Annotated in this window: 21 protein-coding genes; 12 read left to right on the top strand and 9 right to left on the bottom strand. The window is 65.2% G+C overall.

Features of this window, described 5'->3' with window-relative positions; all coding sequences use genetic code 11:
* Window positions 1–100: 100 nt before the first annotated feature.
* A complete protein-coding gene (locus tag LB538_RS01730; RefSeq protein WP_224522657.1) occupies window positions 101–544 on the top strand; it encodes a FixH family protein in 444 nt (147 codons plus the stop codon).
* Between the two features lie 7 nt (window positions 545–551).
* On the top strand, window positions 552–1,760 hold the full coding sequence (locus LB538_RS01725) for a cytochrome-c peroxidase (protein WP_224522656.1): 1,209 nt from the start codon (window positions 552–554) through the stop codon (window positions 1,758–1,760).
* On the opposite strand, the gene LB538_RS01720 is transcribed toward LB538_RS01725, so the two are convergent.
* Window positions 1,757–2,209, bottom strand: coding sequence for an Lrp/AsnC family transcriptional regulator (locus LB538_RS01720; protein ID WP_040981793.1), 453 nt, complete (start codon window positions 2,207–2,209; stop codon window positions 1,757–1,759). The two genes, LB538_RS01725 and LB538_RS01720, sit on opposite strands and share 4 nt — an antisense overlap.
* Window positions 2,210–2,374: 165 nt before the next feature.
* Between LB538_RS01720 and putA the strand changes: the two genes are divergently transcribed.
* Window positions 2,375–5,983 (top strand): bifunctional proline dehydrogenase/L-glutamate gamma-semialdehyde dehydrogenase PutA, encoded by a 3,609-nt coding sequence (gene putA / locus LB538_RS01715; protein ID WP_224522655.1) that lies wholly within the window; start codon window positions 2,375–2,377, stop codon window positions 5,981–5,983.
* A gap of 348 nt (window positions 5,984–6,331) precedes the next feature.
* On the opposite strand, the gene LB538_RS01710 is transcribed toward putA, so the two are convergent.
* The 3 genes from LB538_RS01710 to LB538_RS01700 form a co-directional block, all read right to left on the bottom strand.
* Window positions 6,332–6,646: an antibiotic biosynthesis monooxygenase family protein gene (locus tag LB538_RS01710; RefSeq protein WP_095764976.1), complete on the bottom strand. Its 315-nt coding sequence runs from the start codon at window positions 6,644–6,646 to the stop codon at window positions 6,332–6,334.
* 44 nt (window positions 6,647–6,690) lie between these two features.
* Window positions 6,691–7,647: an energy transducer TonB gene (locus LB538_RS01705; protein ID WP_224560492.1), complete on the bottom strand. Its 957-nt coding sequence runs from the start codon at window positions 7,645–7,647 to the stop codon at window positions 6,691–6,693.
* Between the two features lie 251 nt (window positions 7,648–7,898).
* Window positions 7,899–10,112: a TonB-dependent hemoglobin/transferrin/lactoferrin family receptor gene (locus tag LB538_RS01700; RefSeq protein ID WP_411908984.1), complete on the bottom strand. Its 2,214-nt coding sequence runs from the start codon at window positions 10,110–10,112 to the stop codon at window positions 7,899–7,901.
* Between the two features lie 195 nt (window positions 10,113–10,307).
* Between LB538_RS01700 and hemP the strand changes: the two genes are divergently transcribed.
* From hemP to LB538_RS01675, 5 genes are read left to right on the top strand one after another with little or no spacing between them, the layout of a single operon-like run.
* On the top strand, window positions 10,308–10,514 hold the full coding sequence (gene hemP / locus LB538_RS01695; RefSeq protein ID WP_095765558.1) for a hemin uptake protein HemP: 207 nt from the start codon (window positions 10,308–10,310) through the stop codon (window positions 10,512–10,514).
* Between the two features lie 53 nt (window positions 10,515–10,567).
* Window positions 10,568–11,629, top strand: a complete 1,062-nt coding sequence (locus LB538_RS01690) for a hemin-degrading factor (RefSeq protein WP_224522652.1) — start codon at window positions 10,568–10,570, stop codon at window positions 11,627–11,629.
* Between the two features lie 14 nt (window positions 11,630–11,643).
* Complete coding sequence (locus LB538_RS01685) at window positions 11,644–12,537, top strand: hemin ABC transporter substrate-binding protein (RefSeq protein WP_224522651.1); 894 nt, start codon at window positions 11,644–11,646, stop codon at window positions 12,535–12,537.
* 6 nt (window positions 12,538–12,543) lie between these two features.
* Window positions 12,544–13,641, top strand: coding sequence for a FecCD family ABC transporter permease (locus LB538_RS01680; RefSeq protein ID WP_224522650.1), 1,098 nt, complete (start codon window positions 12,544–12,546; stop codon window positions 13,639–13,641).
* A gap of 7 nt (window positions 13,642–13,648) precedes the next feature.
* The gene (locus LB538_RS01675; protein ID WP_224522649.1) at window positions 13,649–14,437 is read left to right on the top strand and encodes a heme ABC transporter ATP-binding protein; all 789 of its coding nucleotides are present in this window, start codon (window positions 13,649–13,651) and stop codon (window positions 14,435–14,437) included.
* A 323-nt stretch (window positions 14,438–14,760) separates the two neighbouring features.
* Here the strand turns inward: LB538_RS01675 and rirA are convergent, their stop codons facing one another.
* Complete coding sequence (gene rirA, locus LB538_RS01670) at window positions 14,761–15,222, bottom strand: iron-responsive transcriptional regulator RirA (RefSeq protein ID WP_140543679.1); 462 nt, start codon at window positions 15,220–15,222, stop codon at window positions 14,761–14,763.
* A 201-nt stretch (window positions 15,223–15,423) separates the two neighbouring features.
* Between rirA and LB538_RS01665 the strand changes: the two genes are divergently transcribed.
* The 3 genes from LB538_RS01665 to LB538_RS01655 all read left to right on the top strand — a co-directional run bounded on the left by LB538_RS01665 (window position 15,424) and on the right by LB538_RS01655 (window position 17,887).
* On the top strand, window positions 15,424–16,719 hold the full coding sequence (locus tag LB538_RS01665) for a DUF445 domain-containing protein (RefSeq protein WP_224522648.1): 1,296 nt from the start codon (window positions 15,424–15,426) through the stop codon (window positions 16,717–16,719).
* A 65-nt stretch (window positions 16,720–16,784) separates the two neighbouring features.
* A complete protein-coding gene (locus tag LB538_RS01660) occupies window positions 16,785–17,213 on the top strand; it encodes a phasin family protein (protein ID WP_095764984.1) in 429 nt (142 codons plus the stop codon).
* A 179-nt stretch (window positions 17,214–17,392) separates the two neighbouring features.
* Complete coding sequence (locus LB538_RS01655; protein ID WP_224522647.1) at window positions 17,393–17,887, top strand: MaoC family dehydratase; 495 nt, start codon at window positions 17,393–17,395, stop codon at window positions 17,885–17,887.
* 173 nt (window positions 17,888–18,060) lie between these two features.
* Here the strand turns inward: LB538_RS01655 and LB538_RS01650 are convergent, their stop codons facing one another.
* Complete coding sequence (locus tag LB538_RS01650; protein WP_224522646.1) at window positions 18,061–19,482, bottom strand: PLP-dependent aminotransferase family protein; 1,422 nt, start codon at window positions 19,480–19,482, stop codon at window positions 18,061–18,063.
* Between the two features lie 102 nt (window positions 19,483–19,584).
* On the opposite strand from LB538_RS01650, the gene LB538_RS01645 reads away from it, so the two are divergent.
* On the top strand, window positions 19,585–20,448 hold the full coding sequence (locus LB538_RS01645; RefSeq protein WP_224522645.1) for a DMT family transporter: 864 nt from the start codon (window positions 19,585–19,587) through the stop codon (window positions 20,446–20,448).
* Window positions 20,449–20,515: 67 nt separating this feature from the next.
* On the opposite strand, the gene LB538_RS01640 is transcribed toward LB538_RS01645, so the two are convergent.
* The 3 genes from LB538_RS01640 to LB538_RS01630 are packed head-to-tail and all read right to left on the bottom strand — an operon-like array spanning window position 20,516 to window position 22,920.
* On the bottom strand, window positions 20,516–21,556 hold the full coding sequence (locus LB538_RS01640; RefSeq protein WP_224522644.1) for a zinc-dependent alcohol dehydrogenase family protein: 1,041 nt from the start codon (window positions 21,554–21,556) through the stop codon (window positions 20,516–20,518).
* An 18-nt stretch (window positions 21,557–21,574) separates the two neighbouring features.
* On the bottom strand, window positions 21,575–22,225 hold the full coding sequence (gene maiA / locus LB538_RS01635; RefSeq protein ID WP_224522643.1) for a maleylacetoacetate isomerase: 651 nt from the start codon (window positions 22,223–22,225) through the stop codon (window positions 21,575–21,577).
* Entirely contained in the window at window positions 22,222–22,920 is a 699-nt protein-coding gene (locus LB538_RS01630) for a fumarylacetoacetate hydrolase family protein (protein ID WP_224522642.1), read from the bottom strand. Before LB538_RS01630 ends, maiA begins: the two co-directional genes overlap by 4 nt.
* Window positions 22,921–22,928: the final 8 nt, after the last annotated feature.

Below are 22,928 nucleotides of genomic sequence, written 5' to 3'. Positions count from 1 at the left end.
TGCTTGGCTACCGGCGAATTTTGCGCCAGAAGCGATTTCCCACAGGCAGGGCGGGACGCGACAAGCGGCCCGCGACGTTAGCAGCCGAAGAGGAACGGGCTTGGCATCGATATGGCGTTACATTCTTGCGGGTCTCGGTCTGGCCGTGCTGCTGGTCGGCATCGTGGCCGCCATCTATCTGACGCTGCCGCAATCGGCGCCCGGACCGGACCTGTCGCGCTCGAAGAAGACGGCGAACGGCCTGTTCGTCGCGAGCTTCGAGCCGGAGCGCGGCGTCGTCCGGCAGGGCGAGCTGCAGTCCTGGCTGCTGACGCTGAAGACCGCCGCCGGCGCGCCGGTGGAAGGAGCGGCCATCACCGTTTCCGGCGGGATGCCGCGGCACGATCACGGCCTGCCGACCAGTCCGCAGGCGACCGACTATTTGGGCCAGGGGCGCTACCGCATCGATGGCGTGAAGTTCACGATGAGCGGCTGGTGGCAGCTGCACTTCGGTATCTCGGCGGCGGCGGGCTCCGATTCCGTCGTCTTCAACATCGTGTTGTGAGCGGGCAATGAGGCGGCTGATCAGCGTTGCGAGCCTCTCGGCCTTAGCCGCTCTCGCCTTGCTGGGCGGCTGCGGCGAGCCGCAGTTCAGCGACGCCGAGAAGAAGACCATCGCGTCGCTGGCGCTGAACACGCTGCCGTCATTGAAACCCGACACCACGAACCAGTATGCGGATGTGCCGGCGGCTGCCGCGCTCGGCTCGACGCTGTTCTTCGATGCCGGCATGAGCCGCGACGGTACGGTGTCCTGCTCGACCTGCCACAAGATCGACCGCCAGTTCCAGGACGACCTGCCGCAGGCGGTCGGCGTCGGCCACACCAACCGCCGTACTATGTCGCTGGCGGGCGTGGCTCGCAATCCGTGGTTCTTCTGGGACGGCAGGCGCGACAGCCTGTGGGCGCAGGCGCTGACGCCGCTTGAAAACCCGCTGGAGCAGGCCGGCAACCGGGCCGCCTTCGCGCATTACATCAAGAAGCGGTTCGGCGAGCGCTATGAGCGCATCTTCGGACCGCTGCCGGACCTTTCCAGCGTGCCGGCCAATGCCACCCCGCTCGGCAGCGATGCCGAGAAGGCGGCGTGGAACGCCATGCCTGCCGGCCGGCAAGACGACGTCAACCGCGTCTTCGCCAATATCGGCAAGGCGATCGCCGCCTTCGAGCGATCGATCGAGCCTGAGCAGACGCGCTTCGACCGCTTCGTCATCGATCTGGCGACCGGCGCCAAGCCGGAAGGGGACGCGGCATTCTCGCCGGAGGAAGTCCTTGGGCTGAAGCTGTTCATCGGCAAGGCCAATTGCGTGACCTGCCACAACGGCCCGCGCTTCACCGACAACGCCTTCCACAACACCGGCGTGCCGCCGGTCGACGGCCTGCCGCCTGACCGCGGGCGCGTCGATGCCGTGGCGCAGGTTGGGGCCGATCCTTTCAACTGTCTCGGCAAGTTCCGCGACGGCGACGAGAGCGCCTGCCGCGAGCTGCGCTTCATGGTCAAGGACGGGCCGCAAATCATGCGCGCCTACAAGACTCCGTCGCTCAGGGGCGCCGCAAGTCGACCGCCCTACATGCATGCCGGCCAGTTCGCGACGCTCGATGAGGTGGTGGGGCATTATTTGAAAGCACCGCCCAGCGTGGAAGGCGTCTCCGAAGTGCACCCGCTCGAGCTGTCCGAGCGCGAGCGGGCCGCGCTGGTGGCGTTCCTGAAGACGCTGTCTGATTAGCGATCCTTCACCGTCTCCATCGCCACGAAGGTCGACGTCTGGGCAACGTGGGGCAGGGCGGAGATGCGCTCGCCGAGCACCCGGCGGTAGGCGGCGATGTCGGTGGTGCGGACCTTCAGCAGATAATCGAAGCTCGATGCCATCATGTGGCATTGCTCGATCTCCGGCACGCCCTGAACAGCGCGGTTGAAAGCGTCGAGCGCTGCCGAGCGCGTGTCCGACAGCTTCACCTGGACGAAGGCGACATGGCCTTCGCCCATGCGCTCGCGGTCGATGACCGCGCGATAGCCTCTTATGTAGCCGTCCTTCTCCAGCCGCTTCACGCGCGCCTGCACCGGCGTCTTCGACAAGCCCACCTTCAAAGCCAGCTCGGACATCGAAAGCCGGCCATCGCGCCCGAGCGCGGACAGGATGTTGCGGTCAATGCGGTCCAATTGGTCTTCGGTCATCAAAATTGCAGTCGAAATGATGGGATTAGTCGCTATATGTTAGATCGATCAGTCTGCCATGTCGATTTCTTTAGACCGACTGGAATCCGCAGCTGTGCTAGCTTGCGCCATTCGGTCCGGCGACCGCCAGACCGTTCGCTCACGCTCGCTTTCATGGACCCCGACATGCCGCTCGACGCCATCCGCCAGCAGATCCGCGCCAATTATTTGCCCGACGAAGACGAGGCGGTGAAGCGCCTGTCGGCGGCGGCGGGCTTGTCAGCCGAAGAGCGCAAGGCGATCTCGGCGCGCGCGGCCGATCTGGTGCGTGCGGTGCGCGGATCCACCGATCCAAGGCTGATGGAGGTCTTTCTCTCGGCCTACGGCCTGTCGACCAAGGAAGGCGTGGCGCTGATGTGCCTGGCCGAAGCGCTGCTGCGCGTGCCCGATGCCGAGACGATGGACGATCTCATCGCCGACAAGATCGCGCCGCATGACTGGTCGGCGCATTCGGGCGGCTCGAGCTCCATCTTCGTCAACGCCTCGACCTGGGCGCTGATGTTGACCGGCCGCGTGCTCGACGAAGGCGAGGGCGGCATCGAAGGCACGCTGCGCGCCATGGTGCGCAGGCTGGGGGAGCCGGTGATCCGCAAGGCGGTCGCCGCGGCAATGCGCGAGATGGGCGAGCAGTTCGTGCTCGGCCGCACCATCGCCGAGGCCGTCAAGCGCGGGCGGCCGATGACGCAGAAGGGCTACCTCTATTCCTTCGACATGTTGGGCGAGGCGGCCCGCACCGAAGCCGACGCGCTGCGCTACCACCGCGCCTATGCCGATGCGATCTCCTCGCTCGATGCCGGGTCGAACGGTCCCGACATCCGCTACAATCATGGCATTTCGGTCAAGCTCTCGGCACTGCATCCGCGCTACGAGGCGGCGCAGCGCGAGACGATGCTGCCGGTGATGGCCGAGCGGCTGCTGTCCTTGGCGCTTGCCGCCCGGCATTCGCGCATGGGCCTCAACATCGATGCCGAGGAGGCCGACCGGCTGGACCTGTCGCTCGACGTCATCGAACGCGTGCTGGCAGAGCCGGAACTTGCCGACTGGGACGGTTTCGGCGTCGTTGTCCAGGCCTATGGCCCGCGGGCGGCTTTCGCCATCGACTGGCTCTATGCGCTTGCCAGGAAATACGATCGCAAAATCATGGTGCGGCTGGTGAAGGGCGCCTATTGGGACACCGAGATCAAGCGGGCGCAGACGCTCGGCCTGTCCGGCTATCCGGTCTTCACCCGTAAGGCCAACACCGATGTTTCGTATCTCGCCTGCGCGAAGAAGCTGCTGTCGATGACCGACCGCATCTATCCGCAATTCGCCACGCATAACGCGCACACGGTTGCCGCCATCCTGTCGATGGCGACGGACCGCGACAGCTTCGAGTTCCAGCGCCTGCACGGCATGGGCGAGGCGCTGCACGAGACGGTGCGGCAGGCCGAGGGCACGCGCTGTCGCATCTATGCGCCTGTCGGCGCGCATTCGGACCTGCTCGCCTATCTGGTGCGGCGCCTGCTGGAAAACGGCGCCAACTCCTCATTCGTTCACCAGTTGACCGACGAGGAGGTCGAGCCCGAGGAGATCGCGCGCGATCCGCTCGCGGTGGTCGAGACGCAGGGGCCGGCCGCCAATCCGGCGATCGCGCGCCCGGCCGCGATCTTCGGCGCCGGGCGCCGCAATTCCAAGGGCTTCGACATCACCGATCCGGTGACGCTCGCGGCTATCGACAAGGCGCGGGCGGCGTTCGCCGGCGCGGATCGCTGGCACGCCAAGCCGGTCACGCGCGCCGCCGGCTACGGCAAGCCGCGCCAGATCGTCAATCCGGCCAAGCCCGACGAGATCGTCGGGACGGTGCATGAGGCGGCAGCCAAGCAGGTGGCGACCGCCGTGCGCATCGCCGTCGACGCGCAACCCGCCTGGGCGAAGCGTCCGGTTGCCGAGCGCGCCGCGATCCTCAATCGCGCCGCCGACCTCTACGAGGCCAATGCGGTCGAGTTCTTCGCTCTCGCCACCCGCGAGGCCGGCAAATCGCTGGCCGACGGCGTCGCCGAAGTGCGCGAGGCGGTCGACTTCCTGCGCTACTACGCGGCCGAGGCGGCCAACGCCGAAGCTGGCACGCAAGCGCGCGGCGCGATCGTCTGCATCTCGCCGTGGAATTTTCCGCTGGCGATCTTCACCGGCCAGATCGCGGCGGCTTTGGTCACCGGCAATTCGGTGATCGCGAAGCCGGCCGAGCAGACGCCGCTGATCGCCTTCCGCGCCGTGGAAATGCTTCGCGAGGCCGGCGTGCCGGAAGACGTCATTCAGCTTTTGCCGGGCGATGGCGCCTCGGTCGGTGCGCCACTGACGGCCGATCCGCGCATTGCCGGCGTCTGCTTCACCGGCTCGACCGAGGTCGCCAAGCTGATCGAGAAGCAATTGGCCGAGACCGCTGCGCCGGATGCGATGCTGATCGCCGAAACGGGCGGCTTGAATGCGATGATCGTCGATTCCACCGCGCTGCCGGAACAGGCGGTGCGCGATATTCTCGCCTCGGCCTTCCAGAGCGCCGGCCAGCGCTGCTCGGCGTTGCGCGTTCTCTATGTCCAGAAGGACGTCGAGAAGAAGATGCTGGAGATGCTGAAGGGCGCGATGGAAGCGCTCAATGTCGGCAATCCCTGGTTGATTTCGACCGATGTCGGCCCGGTCATCGACGACGAGGCGCAGGCTTCGATCAGCGACTATTGCAAGAAGAAGGGGCTGGAAGGCCGGCTGATCGCGAGATTGGAAGCGCCGGCAACCGGCCGTTTCGTCGCGCCGCATGTCTTCCGCGTCAAAGGCATCGAGGAAATGGAGCGCGAGGTGTTCGGCCCGGTGCTGCATGTCGCGACCTTCGACGCCGACGAGATCGACGCGGTGATCGCCGCCATCAACCGCAAGGGCTATGGGCTGACCTTCGGCTTGCACACGCGCATCGAAGGCCGCGTCCAGCATTTCGTCGACGGCATCCATGCCGGCAACATCTATGTCAACCGCAATCAGATCGGCGCCGTCGTCGGCTCGCAGCCCTTCGGCGGCGAGGGGCTTTCGGGCACCGGCCCGAAGGCCGGCGGACCGCATTATCTGCGCCGCTTCCGCAAGGGGCCTGAGGCCGGCACCGAGGTTGGGGAAGGCCACAAGGTGAGCGCGACCGAGCTTGCCGACAATCTGCCGGATCCGACGGTGGGCGGCTGGTCGACGCGGCCGGACCGCGTGGCGATCCTGAGGAAGCATCTGCGCGGCAAGGGCGCGGCGGCGATCGCCGCAGCTGCCAGCCTCGATTTCGGCCAGGTCGACCTGCCCGGGCCGACCGGCGAGGCCAACACGCTGTCGCTGGCACCGCGTGGCCGAGTGCTGTGTCTAGGCCCGGATGCAGAGACGCTGCTTTCCCAGACGATCCAGGCGCTTGCGGCCGGCAATGCGGTGTTGGCCGTGGCGCCGGGCGCGCCGGCGGCGCTATCGGCGCTGACCGGCAAGGGTCTGCCGCTGGCCGCTATCGACGGCCGGCCCGATCCGGTCGAGGCGCGTTCGCTGCGGGTCGATGTCGTCGCCTTCTCCGGCACGCCGGAAGCGGCGCGCATCGTGCGTAAGGTGATTGCCGAGCGCGCCGGGCCGATCGTGCCGCTGGTCAGCGAAGTGCTCAATCCGGCGGCCTACGCGCATGAACGCGCGGTCTGCGTCGACACGACGGCGGCGGGTGGTAACGCCAGTTTGCTCGCCGCAGCATAGTTCCCCAGCACGGCGATTTTGACCAGTCGGCTATGTCTGCGTAGGCAGTTACATGCCTAGGCGATTGGCGGGAACGCTCATCGCCATCGTCATCCACGGGCGGAGCAAGGAGCGAAGCGACGAGCGTAGACCCGAGGATCCATTCCGTTCCATATGAGCGTTGCAGCGGTGCAGAATTCTGCTCCGCTGCACCCGTCGATAAGGTCACGGAATGGATCCCAGGGTCTCCGCGACGCCGCTTCGCGGCTGCTTCGCCCTGGGATGACGAGGTTGACCCGCCGACAACTTTGAGAATCCCTGTGTCGAGGAACTAGCTGGCGCGAAACAGTCTCGTTGGCAAAGGCATGTTCAGGCGCCCTCGACTACCGAAAAGCCTTCGAACTGCGGGTGGCCGAGGTAATGAACCTTCGAGCCGCCGGCGTTGCGATGGGCGGCGCGGAAGTTTTCCGATTTCGTCCAGGCGACGAAATCCTCCTGGCTTGCCCAGACCGTGTGCGAGGCAAACAGCGTATAGCCCTCGGTCTCGTTGACCGGCCCGCGCAGCAGGTGGAATTCCCTGAAGCCCTGCATTTCGGAGAGGCTTGAATCGCGGTTCTTCCAGACATTCTCGAAGGCTTCTTCCGAGCCGTTCTGGACCTTGAAGCGGTTCATGGCGATGTACATCGGCTTCCTTTCGACATGGACGAATTCTTGGGATGGCGAAGGTTTTAAAAAGGGCCGATCCGCGCCTTGAACACCCAGCTCGATTTTCCGGTCTCGGGCGGAATGGGAGGGAACGGTGCCTGCTTGCGCACCAGAGTCAAAGCGAACTGATCGAGCTCGGCGGACCCTGAACTTTCTGCGAGCTGCAGGTCGCTGACGCTGCCATCGGCCGCGACGACGAAAACCACCCTGGCATTGTTGCGAGCCTTGGCCTGGATCGATTTGGAAACGCGACGGTTGGCGCGGGCAAGCTTCTTCTGGATTTCACCACTGTAGCGGGATTCTAGAGCATTGCCGGCGGCCTGTTTCTTGCCCTTGCTGGCGACGACCGGCGCGTCGCGCGTATCGCCATCCGCCGTACCTCGCGGTTCAACGGTTTCGCTGGGCCCCGCCGGCGCGGCTGATGCGCTCGATGTCGTGCTCGGGACCGGCGATTGCTCAGGCTCGGCAGGGGGCGCTTGTGTGCTTTGCGGCTCGATCGCGGGCGTCGGCTTGCTGCCCGTGGGGACGCTCTGATCATCCTGGCGCGGTGCGGCGGCCGCCAGGATATCCGAGGCCGGCTCGTTGACGGCTTCCGGCGGAGGCTGGCGCGCCACTTGCTCACTTGCCGGCTGCGTCGCCTCGGCCGGCGGAGCGGGTTTCGCGGCCTGGCGCTTCACCGGCTGCGGATCCGGGACCAGGGTAACATCCACCGCGCCGGACGCCTGGTCGTCCAAGGCGCTGCCGATGACGTTGGCGCCGGACTGGTCGGCGCCCTCGGCCCTGATCGCGTCCGCGGAAACGAATGTCCCCGCGGGTGCGATCAGAAACGCTGCCGCGGCGGCGCCATGGAGCAGGCCGGAGGCGATGATCGCCACTGCCCACCTGCGGTCTCCCGCGGATTGCCGCGTCTGCATGAGCGGCGCGTCCGGCTTGATCGCCGGTTCATTGCCTGCATCGGAAGGGTGATTGATGTCCTGCATGTCTCGCGCCGAGACCTGCCGCACGCGAGAAGGAATTGTCAAATCAAGATCGGTTGCCGCCCATGGCGCTGGACCGGAGGCAGGCCACGCCACGGCGCCATGCGGAATGGCCGGATGCAATCCCATCCCTATACGCCGAAAGCGCCTCGGGCCGGAGTCGGCGCAGACTGGGCCCACGCCGGCGCCAGGCCGAGCGACATCGCCAGCGCCGAGGTCAGCAGGCGAGGCGATGCCGTCAAGCTTTCCATTCCTCAGCCGCCAAAACGCATGGTTGCCGCCAGCTTCAGCGTGACGCCAGGCTCATAGAGGATGGCGGTCGTGCTTCCGTTGAGCGGGTTGGTGTATTTGACGTCGAACAGATTGTCGGCGCGGAAGTCGAGCTTGAGATTATCGGTCGCCTGATAGCTGGCGAAGGCGTTGACCAGTGTAAAATCCTTGGCAACCGGATTGCCCTTCGGCTTGCCGTTGTACTGGACCTCGCCGCCGACGGTCAGTTTGTCCTGGAGGAAGCGCAGGCCGAGCTGGGCCGTCACCTGCGAGGAGGGGATGGTCGCGAGGTCGGCGCGCTCGCCTTCATAGGAGATGGTGTGGCCGTCGATGATGGAGGCCGACAGGCCGGCATAGCCCCAGCCGGCGTCATAGACGCTTTCCACCTCGAAGCCGTCGATCTTGGCCTTGGCGAAGTTCTGGTATTGGAAGCAGATTGGAATGCCCGGACCGAACGGGCAGCCGCTGGTTGGATCGAAGGGCGAGAGCGTCACGCCGTCGATGTAATCGTCGACATTGTTGTGGAAGTAGGCTGCCTTGAGCCGCAGCGCGTCGCCGCCCTCGATGATGTCGTTCTGCTGGTAGTTGACGCCGAACTCGACTGTCTTGCCGGTCTCGGGCTTGAGGTTCGGGTTGGGCAGGAACGGAAAGCTGACCCCGGCCGGATGGTTGCCGCTGATCAGCGTCTCGGTCAGCGAGGGCGAGCGATAGCCTTCGGCGTAGGTGCCGTAGAATTGCAGGCCGGCCAGACCGGCGCTTTCGAAGGGCGAGACGCCGACCGTGATGCGCGGCGATACTCGGTCGCCGGAGGTCTCATTCGTGTCGTCCTTCAGACTGTAATGGTCGTAGCGCAGGCCGCCAATGACCTCGAGCCACTCCCAAGTCAGCTTGTCCTGGATGTAGGCGCCGGAGACGTTGCGCTTGCCCGACGGCGTGTAGAAGGAGTCGCCGCCGGCCGTGCCGCCGGTATCGACGTCGTCGCCGACCCAGTCACCGCCATAGGTCAGTTCGTGGGCGACGCTCGCCGTCTCGAAGCGCGACGTGTTCCAGATGTCGATGCCGGTCGTGCCGACATCAAAGGTCGACAGCGAGCCGGCGGGCAGCAGCACGGGCAGGCCGGTGACCGGATCGAAGCGGTTCTGCGCGGTAAGCGTCGTCAGGTCGAGTTTGGTTCTGTTGTAGGAGGCGTTGATGTGGAGGTCGAGCCAGCTCCTGGCATCGTCGGTGATGTTGTAGCGAACTGTGAAAGTGTTCGACTTGAGGTCGACGTCATTCGCCGGCACGCCGCCGCTGGTCTCGGTCCAGCCGTCCTTGGAGCCGACCCAGCCGAGCTTCAATTCGCTGTTTTCGGTCGGGCGTACAGTGGTCTTGAGCAGGCCGCTCAGCACGTCGAACCCGGTGCCGGCAACGGTGTCGCCGCCGCCATTCTTGTAATCGCCGTAGTCGCGGTAGACGATGTTGCCGAGAACATCCCAGTTCTCATTGATCCGGTAAGCGCCGGTCGCGCTGGTGGTCCAGCCCTTCCCGTTGCTTTCATAGCGCCCGGTCAGCGAGCCGGCCCATGTCTCTTCGGGTCTGAGGAAATCGGCGGCATCCTTGGTGTCGAAGAAGACGACGCCGCCGATGGCGCCGGAGCCATAGGTGTTGGCGGTCGGGCCGCGGATGACGTCGACGGATTTGATCAGCTCGGGATCGACATAGAAGGTCGACTGCGTGCCGTGGTCCGAGCGCTGGAAATCCTGCCTTGCGCCGTCGACGATCACCGCGACACGGCCGAAATCCTGCAATCCGCGGATGTTGATGCTGGAGCTGACGCGGCGCGCGTCGGCCTGGACGGTGACACCGGGTACGCCGAGCAGCATCTCGTTCGGCGTCGTCGCCATGCGGCGGTCGAGCTGCTCCTGGTCGACATGGCTGGCGGAAGCCAGCGACTGGATCGCGGTTTCGCCGGTGCGGCTGATGACGAGGATCTTGTCGAGCAGCGTCCCTTCGGCCGCGGCCTTCTCGTCAGCCTTCTTTTTCTGATCGGCCTGCTGCTGGTTGACCGGCTGCGCGGCTTGCTGCGCTTTGGCGGCGTGCGCGCTGAGCGCGATCGCCGCCGCTCCGGCCATCAATGCGGCGATTGTCTTTGCAATCGATCGAAAGCCCGGCCCCGCACTATTTGCAAGGCCCGTCCGTCCCCAAGTCGCCAACCCCATTGCCCCAACTCCAGATTCAGGCTCGCAGCTGGCTGGCCGGTGGCTCGCTCGCATTTTTGATCACATCCGGCGTCTTAAATCTTGACTCATTTACTCCGGTAATGCACGACTTAAACATGATTATTATAGTCAAGAATTGAATCGGCATTTATGAGGCTGCGGCCAAGGTGGCCGTCAGAGGAAAGGACCGACCCGATGAACACGCACAATCCCAACGATTTCCGCTATCGCGTCCGCCGCCCGGAAGACACGCAGATGCATTACGAAAGGGTACCGTTGGCGGTGAGGACGCTCTCCAGCAACACGCTGTTCCAGGGCGAGCACGAGATCGGCATCGAGCATCATGGCGCGCTCTACCGCCTGAAGATCACCCGCCAGGGCAAGCTGATCCTCAACAAGTGATCGGAACCGGCGGGCGGCAGACGAGCAGAGATCAGACGATACAGGTGGACGAAATGGACCAGCGCGTTAAGCCATCGCCGGAGGAAATCCGGCGGGCGCGAGAAGAAAATCCGAAAATGCGGGAGCGCGATCTCTCGGCGCAATTGGGCATTTCGGAAGCGGAACTGGTTGCAGCGCACTGCGGCTTCGGCACTGTCCGTGTCGAGCCGCGTGTCAACGATCTGCTGACCGGGCTCGAGGCGGTCGGCGAGGTGATGGCGCTGACCCGAAACGAAAGCGCCGTGCACGAAAAGATCGGCGTCTACGACAAGGTCGTCACAGGCAATCACAACGCCATGGTGCTTGGCGAGAATATCGACCTGCGCATCTTCCCGAAGGCCTGGGCGCACGGCTTTGCCGTCGAAAAGCGCGACGGTGGCGAGATCCGCCGCAGCCTGCAGTTCTTCGACGCGGCGGGCGAGGCAGTGCACAAGGTGCATCTGAGGCCCGCATCCAATCTCTATGCCTACCAGAAACTGGTGGCGAGCCTCGAATCGTCGAACCAGGAACCGACCGTCGCGATCCTCCCAAGCGCCGCGGAAGGAGAGGATGAAGGGCAGGGCGCGGCTGCCTCGATCGGCGATCTGCGCGACCGCTGGAGCCGGCTTACCGACGTGCATCAGTTCTTCGGCATGCTGAAGACGTTGAAGCTCAGCCGCCGCGAGGCCGTGCGCATGGTGGGCCAGGACTATGCCTGGCTGCTCGACAATGATGCGGTCATCGCCATGTTCCACCACGCTGCGGCAAGCGAGATGCCGATCATGTGCTTCGTCGGCAACCGCGGTTGCATCCAGATTCATTCCGGCCCGATCAAGGCGGTCAAGCCGATGGGCCCGTGGATCAACGTGCTCGACGAAGCTTTCCATCTGCATCTGAGGACCGACCACATCCGCGAGGTCTGGGCGGTGCGCAAACCCACCAAGGACGGCTATGTCACCTCGCTGGAGGCCTATGACGCCAATGGCGGCATGATCATCCAGTTCTTCGGCAAGCGCCATGAAGGCGAAGGCGAGCGGGAAGACTGGCGTTTTCTCGCCGAGAACCTGCCCCGCATTCCCAATCCGACCGCTGCGTGAGGAGGTAGCACCCAATGCGCTTTGCTCTCAGTTTCCGGGCAGCGCTCGCGCCGATGCTCGGCGTCCTGCTTGCCGTCGTCCTGCAGCCGGCCAAGGCGGACGAAGGCATGACAGTCTTTTCGGACAGCTCGCGGATCGTCTCCATAGGCGGCTCGATCACCGAGATCGTCTATGCGCTCGGCGAGGAAGGCCGCCTCGTCGCCCGCGACTCGACCAGCAGCTATCCCGAGGCGGCGGCGAAGCTGCCGGATGTCGGCTATATGCGCGCGCTGTCGCCCGAGGGTGTCCTGTCTGTCAATCCGACCGGGATCCTGGCGCTGCAGGGCAGCGGCCCGAAAGAAGCGGTCGACGTGCTGAAGAAGTCGAGCGTGCCTTTCGTCGAGGTGCCGGACCACTACAATCATGAGGGCATTCTCGAAAAGATCCGCGTCGTGGGAAAAGCGCTGGGGGGCGAGGCCAAGGCGGAGAAGCTCGCCGCCGAGACGGACGCGAAGCTGACGGCGGCCGAAAAGCAGACGGCTGCGATCAAAGATCGCAAGCGCGTGCTGTTCGTGCTGTCGACGCAGGGCGGCAAGATCCTTGCCGCCGGCAGCGACACGGCGGCCGACGGCATCGTCAAGCTGGCCGGCGCGGTCAATGCGGTCGAGAGTTTTTCCGGCTACAAGTCGATGACCGACGAGGCGATCGTCAGCGCCAGGCCGGACGTCATCCTGACGATGAAGGGCGGCGGACCGCCGATCTCGGAAGAGGAGCTGTTTGCCAACCCGGCCGTCGCTTCAACACCGGCGGGCGCCGACCGCAAGATGATCAGCATGGCGGGCGGTTACCTGCTCGGCTTCGGGCCGCGCACCGCCGAAGCCATCCATGATCTTGCCGTTTCGCTTTATGGCAACCAGGTTGCGGACTGAGTGGCGATGGCCGAACAGTCCATTGCCGGGGCGGGCAGGGTGATGGCGGCCGATGGCGACCGCTCGGCCCGGGCAAGGTTCGTCATAGCGCTCTTGTGCCTGGCGCTGGCCCTTTCCGTATTCCTGTCGCTGACATCGGGCGCCTCCGACGCCTCCGCAGTCCGCGTCATCCGCGATTGGTTTACGAGCACCATGCCTGCCGACGCGGCGCTTGCGGCGCGCGACCGGCTGATCGTCTATGACATCCGCATGCCGCGCGTGCTGCTCGGTGTGCTGATTGGCGCGGCGCTCGCCGTCTGCGGCGCGGTGATGCAGGGGCTGTTCCGCAACCCGCTTGCCGATCCCGGCCTTATCGGCGTCTCCGCCGGCTCCAGTCTCGGTGCGGTGGCGATCATCGTGGTCGGCACGACCTGGCTTGCGCCCGTCACGCTTGCGCTGGGCACGCTCGCTTTGCCGCTCGCGGCATTCTTCGGCGGGCTCGCGGTGACATTGCTGCTTTACGCCATCGCCACGCGCGAGGGACGGACGTCGGTCGCCACGATGCTGCTTGCCGGCATCGCCATCAGCGCTCTTGCCATGGCGCTGACGGGCATCCTCATCTTCATGGCCGACGACCGGCAGCTGCGCGACCTGACGTTCTGGCAGCTCGGCTCGCTTGCCGGCGCGACATGGTCGAAGATCGGCACCGTGGGGCCGGTGATCGCGCTGGCGCTATCGGCGACACCGTTCCTGTCGCGCGGCCTCAACGCGCTGGCGCTGGGCGAAGCGACCGCGGGCCATCTCGGCATTGCGGTGCAGCGGCTGAAATACACGGCTGTTGTCGCGGTGTCGGCGGCGGTCGGCGCATCGGTCGCGGTCAGCGGCGGCATCGGCTTCATCGGCATCGTCGTGCCGCATATCCTGCGGCTGGCGATCGGGCCGGACAACCGTTATCTGCTGCCGGCCTCGGCCCTGCTCGGTGCATCGCTGCTTCTCATCGCCGACGCGGTCGCCCGCACCATCGTCGCGCCGGCCGAACTGCCGATCGGCATCGTCACCGCGGTCGCCGGCGCGCCGTTCTTCCTTTGGATCCTGCTGCGCAAGCGCGGCGTCGTTGATCTATGAGTTCGCCATGATCGAAGCGCGCGACATTTCGGTGGCGATCGGCGGCAAGCGCATCGTCTCCCATGTCGATTTCGCGGCGCGGCCCGGCGAAGTAACAGCCCTCGTCGGGCCAAACGGATCCGGCAAGACGACTTTGCTCAAGGCGCTGACGGGCGAGCTCGCCTATACCGGCACCGTCACCCTCAACGGCCGCGACCTGTCGGTCATGAAGCCGGTCGAGGCAGCCACGCTGCGCGCGGTGCTGCCGCAGGCCACGACGCTGTCTTTCCCGTTCACCGTGCGCGAGATCGTTCGCCTCGGCCTGATCGGCGGTCGATCCGGCGTGCTGCCCGGCGAGGATGCGCGTTTGCCCGAGCGGGCGCTGGCGCGGGTGGATCTCGACGGCTTTGTCGGCCGCTTCTACCAGGAGCTTTCCGGGGGGGAGCAGCAGCGCGTGCAGCTTGCCCGCGTGCTCTGCCAGGTCTGGGCGCCGGTGCTCGAAGGGCGGCCGCGCTATCTGTTCCTCGACGAGCCGGTCTCCAGCCTCGACATCAAGCACCAGCTCATCATCATGAACATTGCGCGCGATTTCGCCCGGCGCGGCGGCGGCGTGGTAGCGATCCTGCACGACCTCAATCTGACGGCCATGTATGCCAACCGAATTTTTGTGCTGCATGGGGGCCAGCTGGCGGCCGCGGGGTCGCCGACGGACGTACTGAACGACGAGATGATCGAAAAGGTGTTTGACTGCCGCTTGAAGGTCGGCGCACTGCCTGCCGCGAACATGCCGTTCGTGCTGCCGCAATCGGCGGCGTAGGCTTGGCTGCAAGGGGGCGGCTTCCCGCCTTCGTTATCCACGGGCGAAGCGGACGCGGAGACCCGAGGATCCATTCCGTTACATCAACCGAAGAATGCGGCGATCCAGAAAGGAGCGCTGGCGCCGACGTCGCTAGTTCTGCATCGCTGCGGCGCTCGAATGTCACGGAATGGATTCTAGGGTCTGCGCTGCGTCGCTGCGCTCCTTGCTCCGCCCTAGAATGACGAAGCCATGGGTGGCGCCCCACCCGGGAAGTCATGGGCGGCGTCGCACCACGGAAGTCGTGGGCGGCTCTCCTCGAGAACCAAGCCGCCAGGGCCCGATCACGCTGCCGGGGCGCGCTGCTCGAGAAGGTCGATGCCGAGCAGGCTGCGCACATTCGGGCGCGCGGCGACGAGGTCGGCGATCGTGTAGCGGGAAAGCACGGCGAAGAAGGCGTTGAGCGCCTCGCGCAGCGCCGAATTCAGGGCGCAGCTGTCGACCAGCGGGCATTCGGCTGCGTCGTTCTCGAAGCATTCGGCCATGGCGAAACTCTCTTCGGTGACGCGTACGACATCGAACAGGTTAATCTGTTCCGCCGCGCGGCCGAGCCGCACCCCGCCGTTGCGGCCGCGCACGGTCTCGACCAGGCCGGCCTCGACCAGCGGCTGCAGGATCTTGAAAAGGAACAGCTCGGACACCGAATAGGCGGCGGCGATCTCGGGGATGCGGCTCAGCCTTTCGGTGTTAGCGGCGCAGTACATCAGAATGCGCATCGCATAATTGGTCTGGCGCGTGAGCCGCATGATATCCTCGCGAAATATTAGCTTGAAGCCGAATATGGCCCATAGTTTGGAACAATTCCAGACTGGACCGGCACATAGCTGAATAATCGTGTCAACTTTTTGTGCATGCCGGCGCAGATTGGTGCTCCCGCGCTTCGAACGAGCGTTTTGCCGGCGCAGCCACTAGATAGAAGCGGGTGCAAACAGGAAACGGCCCTTTCCATGCCACAGTCAGCTTCGGCCCTCGCGCCGGTTCGATTCGACGCCGATGCCAAGGCGAAGCTCTCGGCGTTGCGGCGGACCAAGTTCGTCGCCGCCGCGGCGCTCGCGCTGTGCATCCTCGTCTTTGCGCTCGCCAAGTCCTTCGAGGGCGGCCATCCGTGGCTCGGCTTCGTCGCGGCTTTCGCCGAGGCGGCGACCATCGGCGGCCTCGCCGACTGGTATGCCGTGGTGGCGCTGTTCCGGCGGCCGCTCGGGCTGCCGATCCCGCACACGGCCATCATTCCGGAGAACCAGCACCGGATCGCCGACAATCTCGGCCGCTTCATCGAGGCCAATTTCCTGGCACCGGAGCCGGTGCGCGAGAAGCTCGCCGAGGTCGATTTCGCCGCTTTGGTCGCCGACTGGCTGGCCGACGCCGAACGCGCCTCCGATCTGTCGCGATTCGTCGTACGCCTGGTGCCGCAGACATTGACGGCGGTGGAACAATCAGGTCTCCGTGACTTCGTCACCAGCCGCATGCTGGAGCAGATCGAGAAGGTGCCCCTGGCGCCGCTCGCGGCCGATCTTTTGTCAGCGCTGACCGACGATCGCCGCCACCAAAAGCTGTTCGACGAGTTCATCCGAGTCGTCGGACGTTTCCTCAATGACGAGCAGGCGCTGGTAACGATGCGTGAAAAGATCCGCGAGGAACTGCCGTCGCTGTTCAACCTGTTTCGCGCCGACGCCTATCTTCTGAAGAAGATCGTCGCGTCGGCGGGTTCGCTGCTCGATGAGGTGCGGGCCGATCCCAACCATCCGATGCGTGCCGAATTCGACGGTTTCGTGCTTGGCTTCATCGAGCGGCTCAGGACCTCGAAACAATATGCAAGGCGCGCCGAGAAGCTGAAGCGCGATTTCCTCGGCCGTCCGGAAGTGCGGGCGCTGGCCGGCGATGCGTGGACAAGCCTGCGCCTGTTCATCGAGCAGGACGTCAATGCGCCGAATTCGACGATCCGCGAGCACCTCGCCAACATGTTCGTCGAAATCGGCAGGCATCTGGCCGACGACGCCCAGATCAGGGCCGATATGAACCAGGGTTTTGTTGTGGCGCTGGCTTCGTTCGTCGAGAGCCAGAAGAGCGGGGTGTCGACATTCATCGCCGACCAGGTCAAGCGCTGGGACCTGGCGCAGCTGACGCGGCTGATCGAGACCAATATCGGCAGGGACCTGCAATATATCCGCTTCAACGGCATGATCGTCGGCGGGCTTGCCGGGCTGGCGCTCCATACGGCGGAGCGGCTGTTCCTCGTCAATTGACGCCGGCCCAAGGAGCACTATTCTCCTTCAAGGGCGCCGCATGGCGGCCGGCAGGGAGGCAGGGCATGGCAAGACAACCGGAGCCGGACTCGTTCCTCGACATGTTCAGCAGGTTCGGCCGCGACCTCAAGCTGCCGAATGTCGACGTCCAGGCGATCCTCGACCATCACCGCAAGAACCTCGAAGCCTTGGAAAAATCGGCGAGGGCAAGTGCGGCCGGCGCATCCTCGGTGCTGGCGAGGCAGCATGAGATGGTCCAGAATGCCATGCATGAGATCACGCGGATGGCGCAGAACTATCAGACGCCCGGCAATCCGCAGGACCTGATGAGCAAGCAGGCGGAGTTTGCCCGCAGGTCGTTCGAGACGACGCTGAAGAATGCCAGCGAAGTGGCCGACCTTGTGCGCAAATCCAGCACCGAATCGGTCGAGATCCTGCGCGACCGGATCCGGGATGCGATGGCGGAAATCCGCGCCGGCTACGAAAAGAAATAGGCTACCTGGCGATTTCAAGCCCATCACCGACCGACATGCGATGCAACCGGCGCAGACGCCCGAGCGTTCTCGGCCTGCCCCAAAGCATCAACTCTACCGGCGAAAATCGCGGGGCGGCGAATTGACAGAGGCCGCCGCTTCATGGTCGGGAGACAGGCAAAAGTGATGGGAAAGCCGGAATGACGGAAACACGGCCGAGAACGCCGCCGACTTTCGAAGAGTTGCGCACGATGTCCGGGCAGGAACTCGGCGTGTCCGACTGGACGACGGTCGACCAGCAGCGCATCGACCAGTTCGCTGAGTGCACGGGCGACCACCAATGGATCCATGTCGATCCGGAAAGGGCGAAACGGCAGAGCCCGTTCCGCACCACGATCGCGCATGGCTATTTGACCTTGTCGATCATCGGCGCGCTGGCGCTGGAGATGGGCATCGTGCCGGAAAACACCCAGGCCGCCTTCAACTACGGCTTCGACAAGGTGCGCTTCCTGGCGCCGGTCAAGGCCGGCGCGCGCATCAGGCTGCGCACCACACTGCTTTCCATGGAAGATCGCGGCCCGGGCCAGTATCTGATGAAGGCCGCCAACACCGTCGAGATCGAAGGCGAGCAGAAGCCGGCGCTGACCGCCGAGACGCTGGTGATGATGTATGAGCGCCGCAAACGGGCAGGTTAGGTCCGCCGATATTGAGGTGAGGCCGGTCTGCAAATGGCGGCTTCCTGCGCTTCCGGTGCTCACGTAGTTCAAGTACGCTCCGCTCCGGTTCTCGGAACCCACCATTTTCGACTCGGCCTGACCTGAATCTCGACAGACCTGGCGGCGTCGGTTCATCAGGCTGATCAAGTCATCTATGCAGCTTTGTTGCGGCGCGATGCCGACATCGCTTTCTCAAGCGCTCCGAAGATGCGCTGATCCCAGCATTGCGCGACGTTGAAGCGCATGAAGCGGCCGGCGGTGTGCGACAGGCTGAAGGCATTGCCGGGCGCCAGCACGACATTGTCCGAGAGCGCATGGCGGGCGATATCGGCAGCGTCGATGCCGTCGGGCAGCCGGCACCATAGGAACATGCCGGCTGGCTGGTCGATCCAGGGAACGATGCCCATCGCCTTCAGCCTGCCGCCGGTCTCGGCCATGGCGCGCGACAGGCGCGTGCGCAACTGCTCGACATGCTTGCGGTAGCTGCCGTCCTTCAACAGGGTCAGCACCAGCTCGGCGGATAGCCGCGCGCCGCCGAATGTCGTGGCGATCTTGAGATCGGTAAGCCCCTCCATCCAGTCGCGGGGCGCGGCGATGAAGCCGCAGCGCATCGAGGCCGACAGCGTCTTGGAGAAGGAGCCGATCTGGACGACGCGCTGCAGCCCGTCGAAGGCCGCGAGCCTCGGAGCAGGGCTATGCTCGAAGTCGGCGAAGATATCGTCCTCGACAATGGTGAGGTCCGCCTGGTCGGCGAGCTTCAAAAGCCGATGCGCGGTGACCGGCGACAGGATCGCGCCGGTCGGGTTGTGGATGCCGGAATTGGTGATGTAGAGGCGTGGCCGGTGCTCGGCGAGCGCCTCGGCGAAAAGCTCGATGTCCGGCCCTGAAGGCGTGTAAGGCACGCCGACAACCTTGGCCTGATGCGCGCGCAGCAGCGCATGGAAGTTGAAATAGCAGGGATCGTCGACCAGGACCGCATCGCCGGGCTCGATCAGGAAGCGGCACAGAAGGTCGATCGCCTGGGTGCCGCAGTCGGTCAGCATGATCTGGTCCGGCGAGGCCTCGACGCCATGGTCGGCCATGCGCCTTGCCAGCAATTGGCGCAGCGACGGCAGGCCGAGCGGCGTGCCATAGTCCGCAAGCGCCACGTCGTCAGCACGGGCAGCGGTGCGCAGCGCCCGGCGCAAGGCGGCCTGCGGCATCCAGGACGCCGGCAGCCAGCCGCAGCCGGGTTTCAGCATCTCCTCGCCCGCTTCGAGCGATTGCCGCGACACCCAGAGCGGGTCGACGGCTCGGTCCAGCCGTGGGCCGATCTCGGCGAGCGACAATGGCGCGAGCTGGCCGGCGGCGTAGAAGCCGGAGCCAGGCCGCGAACGGATCGTGCCTTCCGCCGCGAGGCGCTCATAGGCTTCGACCACGGTCGATTTTGAAAGCTGCATGGATCTGGCCATGGCCCGTATCGACGGCAGACGGGCTCCGGGCGTCAGCGTGCGCGCCGCGATGCGCTGGCGGATTGCCGCCATGACGGTTTCGACAAGGGTGGCGCCGCTTCCATTTGGGCCTGATGCGTCCATCTGTACTTCCCTGCCGACCATTACAGTTTTGTAGAATTGTACCTCATTGTCTCTGGCAACACCATGGCCCGCACCGGTACGAAAGCGCAAACGGAGCATATGATGGAAAAGAGTTTTGACGGCTGGCTCAGCGGCTTCATCGGTGTGCTGATCTTCAGCGGATCGCTGCCGGCGACGCGGGTGGCGGTGATGGATTTCGACCCGACCTTCCTGACGGCGGCCCGGGCGGCGATTGCCGGTCTGCTCGGGATTGCGATGCTGCTGCTGTTTCGCGAGAAGCGTCCGGAGCGCAGCGACTTGATCTCGCTCGCCGTCGTTGCGCTGGGTGTCGTGGTCGGCTTCCCGTTGCTGACGGCGCTGGCGCTGAAACATGTCACCTCGGCGCATTCCATCATCTTCGTCGGCCTGCTGCCGCTGGCGACTGCGATCTTCGGCGTGTTGCGCGGCGGCGACCGTCCGCGCCCGGCTTTCTGGCTGTTCTCGTGCCTGGGAAGCGCTTTAGTGGCGGGCTTCGCTCTGGCGCAAGGCGTGACCGCGTCGCCGGTCGGCGACGGCCTGATGCTCGGCGCCATCATCGTCTGCGGTCTGGGCTATGCGGAAGGCGCCAAGCTGTCGCGCAAGCTCGGCGGCTGGCAGGTGATCTGCTGGGCCTTGGCGCTGTCGCTGCCGGTGATGCTGGCGTTGAGCTTCGCGACACTGCCGCCATCCTTCGCCGCCATCGGTTCGGGCGCGTGGATCGGCCTCGCCTATGTCTCGCTGTTCAGCATGCTGATCGGCTTTGTCTTCTGGTACCGCGGCCTCGCGCAAGGCGGCATCGCCGCCGTCGGGCAGATGCAGCTGCTGCAGCCCTTCTTCGGCCTGGCGCTGGCGGCGAGCCTGCTGCACGAAAAGGTCAGCCCGATGATGGTGGTCGTGACGCTTGGCGTCGTGGCCTGTGTGTTCGGAGCGAAGAAGTTCGCGCGGTAAAGCGCCTACTGATTTGTTTTGACGCAATTCCGGACGGAAAACCGTTTCACACTTTTCCTGGAATTGCTCAGAACTTCGTCACCACCCCGATGCCGATGCCCTCGAAGCCACCCATCGCCATCAGCGCGGCGGGCGCTTCCTCGAGGCTGATCTTCTTGCCCACCAGCAATTCGGGCTTCAGCTTGCCGGTGCGGATCATCTCCATCATCGCGTTGTAGCGATAGGCCTGCATGCCGTGGCTGCCGAGGATTTCGAGCTCGAACGCGATGACCTTGTCCATCGGCACCTGCGGGCGGGCATGCTCGCCAAGCATCAGCCCGACCTGAACGTGGCGGCCGCGACGGCGCAGATTGGCGATCGAGTTGAACGAGGTGGTCGGGTGGCCGAGCGCGTCCATCGACATATGCGCGCCGCCATTGGTGATCTGCTTGACGGCCTTAACCACGTTCGGCGTCGTCGAGGCGTTGATGGTCGCCACCGCCCCGATCTTCCTGGCGAATTCCAGCTTCTCGTCGGTGAGGTCGATGGCGATCACATTGGCGCCCATGGCGGTGGCGATCATGATCGCCGACAGGCCGACGCCGCCGCAGCCATGCACCGCGACCCATTCGCCGGGCGTCACCCGGCCCTGGTCGACGATGGCCCGGAACGAGGTGACGAAACGGCAGCCGAGGCTGGCGGCGGTGGCGAATTCCATCTCTTCGGGCAGGCGCACCAGATTGGTGTCGGCGTGCTCGATGCCGACATATTCGGCGAACGAGCCCCAGCCGGTGAAGCCCGGCTGCGTCTGATGCTCGCAGACCTGATGGTTGCCAGACGTGCATTCGAAGCAGCGGCCGCAGCCGACCGCGAAGGGGACCGTGACCCGATCGCCGGCCTTCCAGCGGCCGACCTGCTTGCCGGCGGCGACGACGACGCCAGCCAACTCATGTCCGGGGACGTGCGGCAGCGTGATGCCGTCGTCATGCCCCATCCAGCCATGCCAGTCGCTGCGGCAAAGACCGGTCGCCTCGACTTTGATGACAACGCCGTCTGGGGCGGGCTTCGGATCGGGAACGGTCTGGATCGTCGGCGCCTCGCCGAATTTTTCAAAGACGACAGCTTTCATGGGGAGTCCTTCAGTTCGTTATTCGGCATCGATCTGGTTCTGCGGCGCAGCCTTCTGGAACGCTGGCAGCGCCATGCAGGCGGCGTTGATGCGCGCAATCACCGGGTAGGGCGCCATGTCGACGCCGAAGCGGGCATTGTTGGTGACCTGCGCGGCAAGGCAGATGTCGGCAAGGCCAGGCGCATCGCCGTGGCAGAAGGTGCCGGTCTCAGGCGATGAAGCCAGAATCTTCTCAAGCGGCTGGAAACCTTCGTTCACCCAGTGCCGGAACCAGTTGACGACGTCCTCGTCGCCGGCGCCGAACAAGCTACGAAGGGAGGTCAGCACGCGCAGATTGTTCACCGGGTGGATGTCGCAGGCGATCATCTGCGCCAGCATCCTGACGCGAGCCCGACCCAGCGCATCCTTCGGCAGCAGCGGCGGCTCAGGCTGTATCTCGTCGAGATATTCGATGATCGCCAGCGACTGGGTCAAAAGCGTGCCGCCGTCCAGAACCAGCGCCGGCACCAGCCCTTGCGGGTTGACGGCGCGATAGGCGGGCTCGAGATGCTCGCCATGGCGCAAGTGGTGCGGCACATAAGTGTAGGTCAGGCCCTTCATCTCCAGCGCGATCCGCACCCGGTAGGAGGTGGAGGAGCGGTAGTAGTTATGAAGGACGAGGTCGCTCATGGCCTCGGCTGCCCGATGGTCACCGCTATCTCGCCGATGCCGTCGACGCCGCCGGTGATCCTGTCGCCGGCCCGGACCGCGCCGACGCCGGCCGGCGTGCCGGTGAAGATCAGGTCGCCGGGTCGCAGCTCAACCGCCTCGCTGCAGATCGCGACGATGTCGGCGATCGGCCAGATCAGTTCGGCAAGGTCGCCGTCCTGCTTCACCCCGCCGTTGACGGCAAGCCAGATGCGGCCTTTTTCCGGATGCCCCGATTTCGCGGCCGGAACCAGCGGCCCGCAAGGCGCGGATTGGTCGAACGCCTTCGACCAATCCCAGGGCCGCGCCGCCTTCTTGGCCTGATCCTGCAGGTCGCGGCGGGTCAGATCGACGCCGACGCCATAGCCCCAGACATGGGCGAGCGCGTCTTCGCGCGGAACGCGGAAGCCGGCCTTGCCAATGGCGACGACCAGCTCGATCTCGTGATGCAGGTTCGAGGTCAGCGGCGGGTAGGGGATCTCGGCGCCGCTGTCGACAACCGCGTCGGCGGGCTTGGTGAAGAAAAAGGGCGGGTCGCGCTCGTCATTGCCGAGCTCGCGCGCATGCGCCGCGTAGTTGCGGCCGACGCAGAAGATGCGGCGCACGGCAAACCGCTCCACCGAGCCTGCGACGGCAACCGAAGCAATCGCCGGGGGCGGAAGGACGAACTCTGGCATGGTTTTTC

It is taken from the genome of Mesorhizobium sp. Ca11, from assembly GCF_020165275.1.
Classification (GTDB): Bacteria; Pseudomonadota; Alphaproteobacteria; order Rhizobiales; family Rhizobiaceae; genus Mesorhizobium.
The sequence above is the reverse complement of the archived record's forward strand: the minus strand, read 5'-3'. Positions and strand labels throughout refer to the sequence as shown.

Coding starts and splice junctions, on each gene's coding strand:
- LB538_RS01690 (WP_224522652.1), top strand. CDS start 10,568: ATGGACCAGCGCGTTAAGCCATCGCCGGAGGAAATCCGGCGGGCGCGA.
- LB538_RS01680 (WP_224522650.1), top strand. CDS start 12,544: ATGGCCGAACAGTCCATTGCCGGGGCGGGCAGGGTGATGGCGGCCGAT.
- LB538_RS01705 (WP_224560492.1), bottom strand. CDS start 7,647: ATGCAGGACATCAATCACCCTTCCGATGCAGGCAATGAACCGGCGATC.
- LB538_RS01630 (WP_224522642.1), bottom strand. CDS start 22,920: ATGCCAGAGTTCGTCCTTCCGCCCCCGGCGATTGCTTCGGTTGCCGTC.
- LB538_RS01665 (WP_224522648.1), top strand. CDS start 15,424: ATGCCACAGTCAGCTTCGGCCCTCGCGCCGGTTCGATTCGACGCCGAT.
- LB538_RS01725 (WP_224522656.1), top strand. CDS start 552: ATGAGGCGGCTGATCAGCGTTGCGAGCCTCTCGGCCTTAGCCGCTCTC.
- LB538_RS01720 (WP_040981793.1), bottom strand. CDS start 2,209: ATGACCGAAGACCAATTGGACCGCATTGACCGCAACATCCTGTCCGCG.
- rirA (WP_140543679.1), bottom strand. CDS start 15,222: ATGCGGCTCACGCGCCAGACCAATTATGCGATGCGCATTCTGATGTAC.
- putA (WP_224522655.1), top strand. CDS start 2,375: ATGCCGCTCGACGCCATCCGCCAGCAGATCCGCGCCAATTATTTGCCC.
- maiA (WP_224522643.1), bottom strand. CDS start 22,225: ATGAGCGACCTCGTCCTTCATAACTACTACCGCTCCTCCACCTCCTAC.
- LB538_RS01685 (WP_224522651.1), top strand. CDS start 11,644: ATGCGCTTTGCTCTCAGTTTCCGGGCAGCGCTCGCGCCGATGCTCGGC.
- LB538_RS01710 (WP_095764976.1), bottom strand. CDS start 6,646: ATGTACATCGCCATGAACCGCTTCAAGGTCCAGAACGGCTCGGAAGAA.
- LB538_RS01660 (WP_095764984.1), top strand. CDS start 16,785: ATGGCAAGACAACCGGAGCCGGACTCGTTCCTCGACATGTTCAGCAGG.
- LB538_RS01655 (WP_224522647.1), top strand. CDS start 17,393: ATGACGGAAACACGGCCGAGAACGCCGCCGACTTTCGAAGAGTTGCGC.
- LB538_RS01650 (WP_224522646.1), bottom strand. CDS start 19,482: ATGGACGCATCAGGCCCAAATGGAAGCGGCGCCACCCTTGTCGAAACC.
- LB538_RS01700 (WP_411908984.1), bottom strand. CDS start 10,112: ATGGGGTTGGCGACTTGGGGACGGACGGGCCTTGCAAATAGTGCGGGG.
- LB538_RS01675 (WP_224522649.1), top strand. CDS start 13,649: ATGATCGAAGCGCGCGACATTTCGGTGGCGATCGGCGGCAAGCGCATC.
- LB538_RS01645 (WP_224522645.1), top strand. CDS start 19,585: ATGGAAAAGAGTTTTGACGGCTGGCTCAGCGGCTTCATCGGTGTGCTG.
- hemP (WP_095765558.1), top strand. CDS start 10,308: ATGAACACGCACAATCCCAACGATTTCCGCTATCGCGTCCGCCGCCCG.
- LB538_RS01640 (WP_224522644.1), bottom strand. CDS start 21,556: ATGAAAGCTGTCGTCTTTGAAAAATTCGGCGAGGCGCCGACGATCCAG.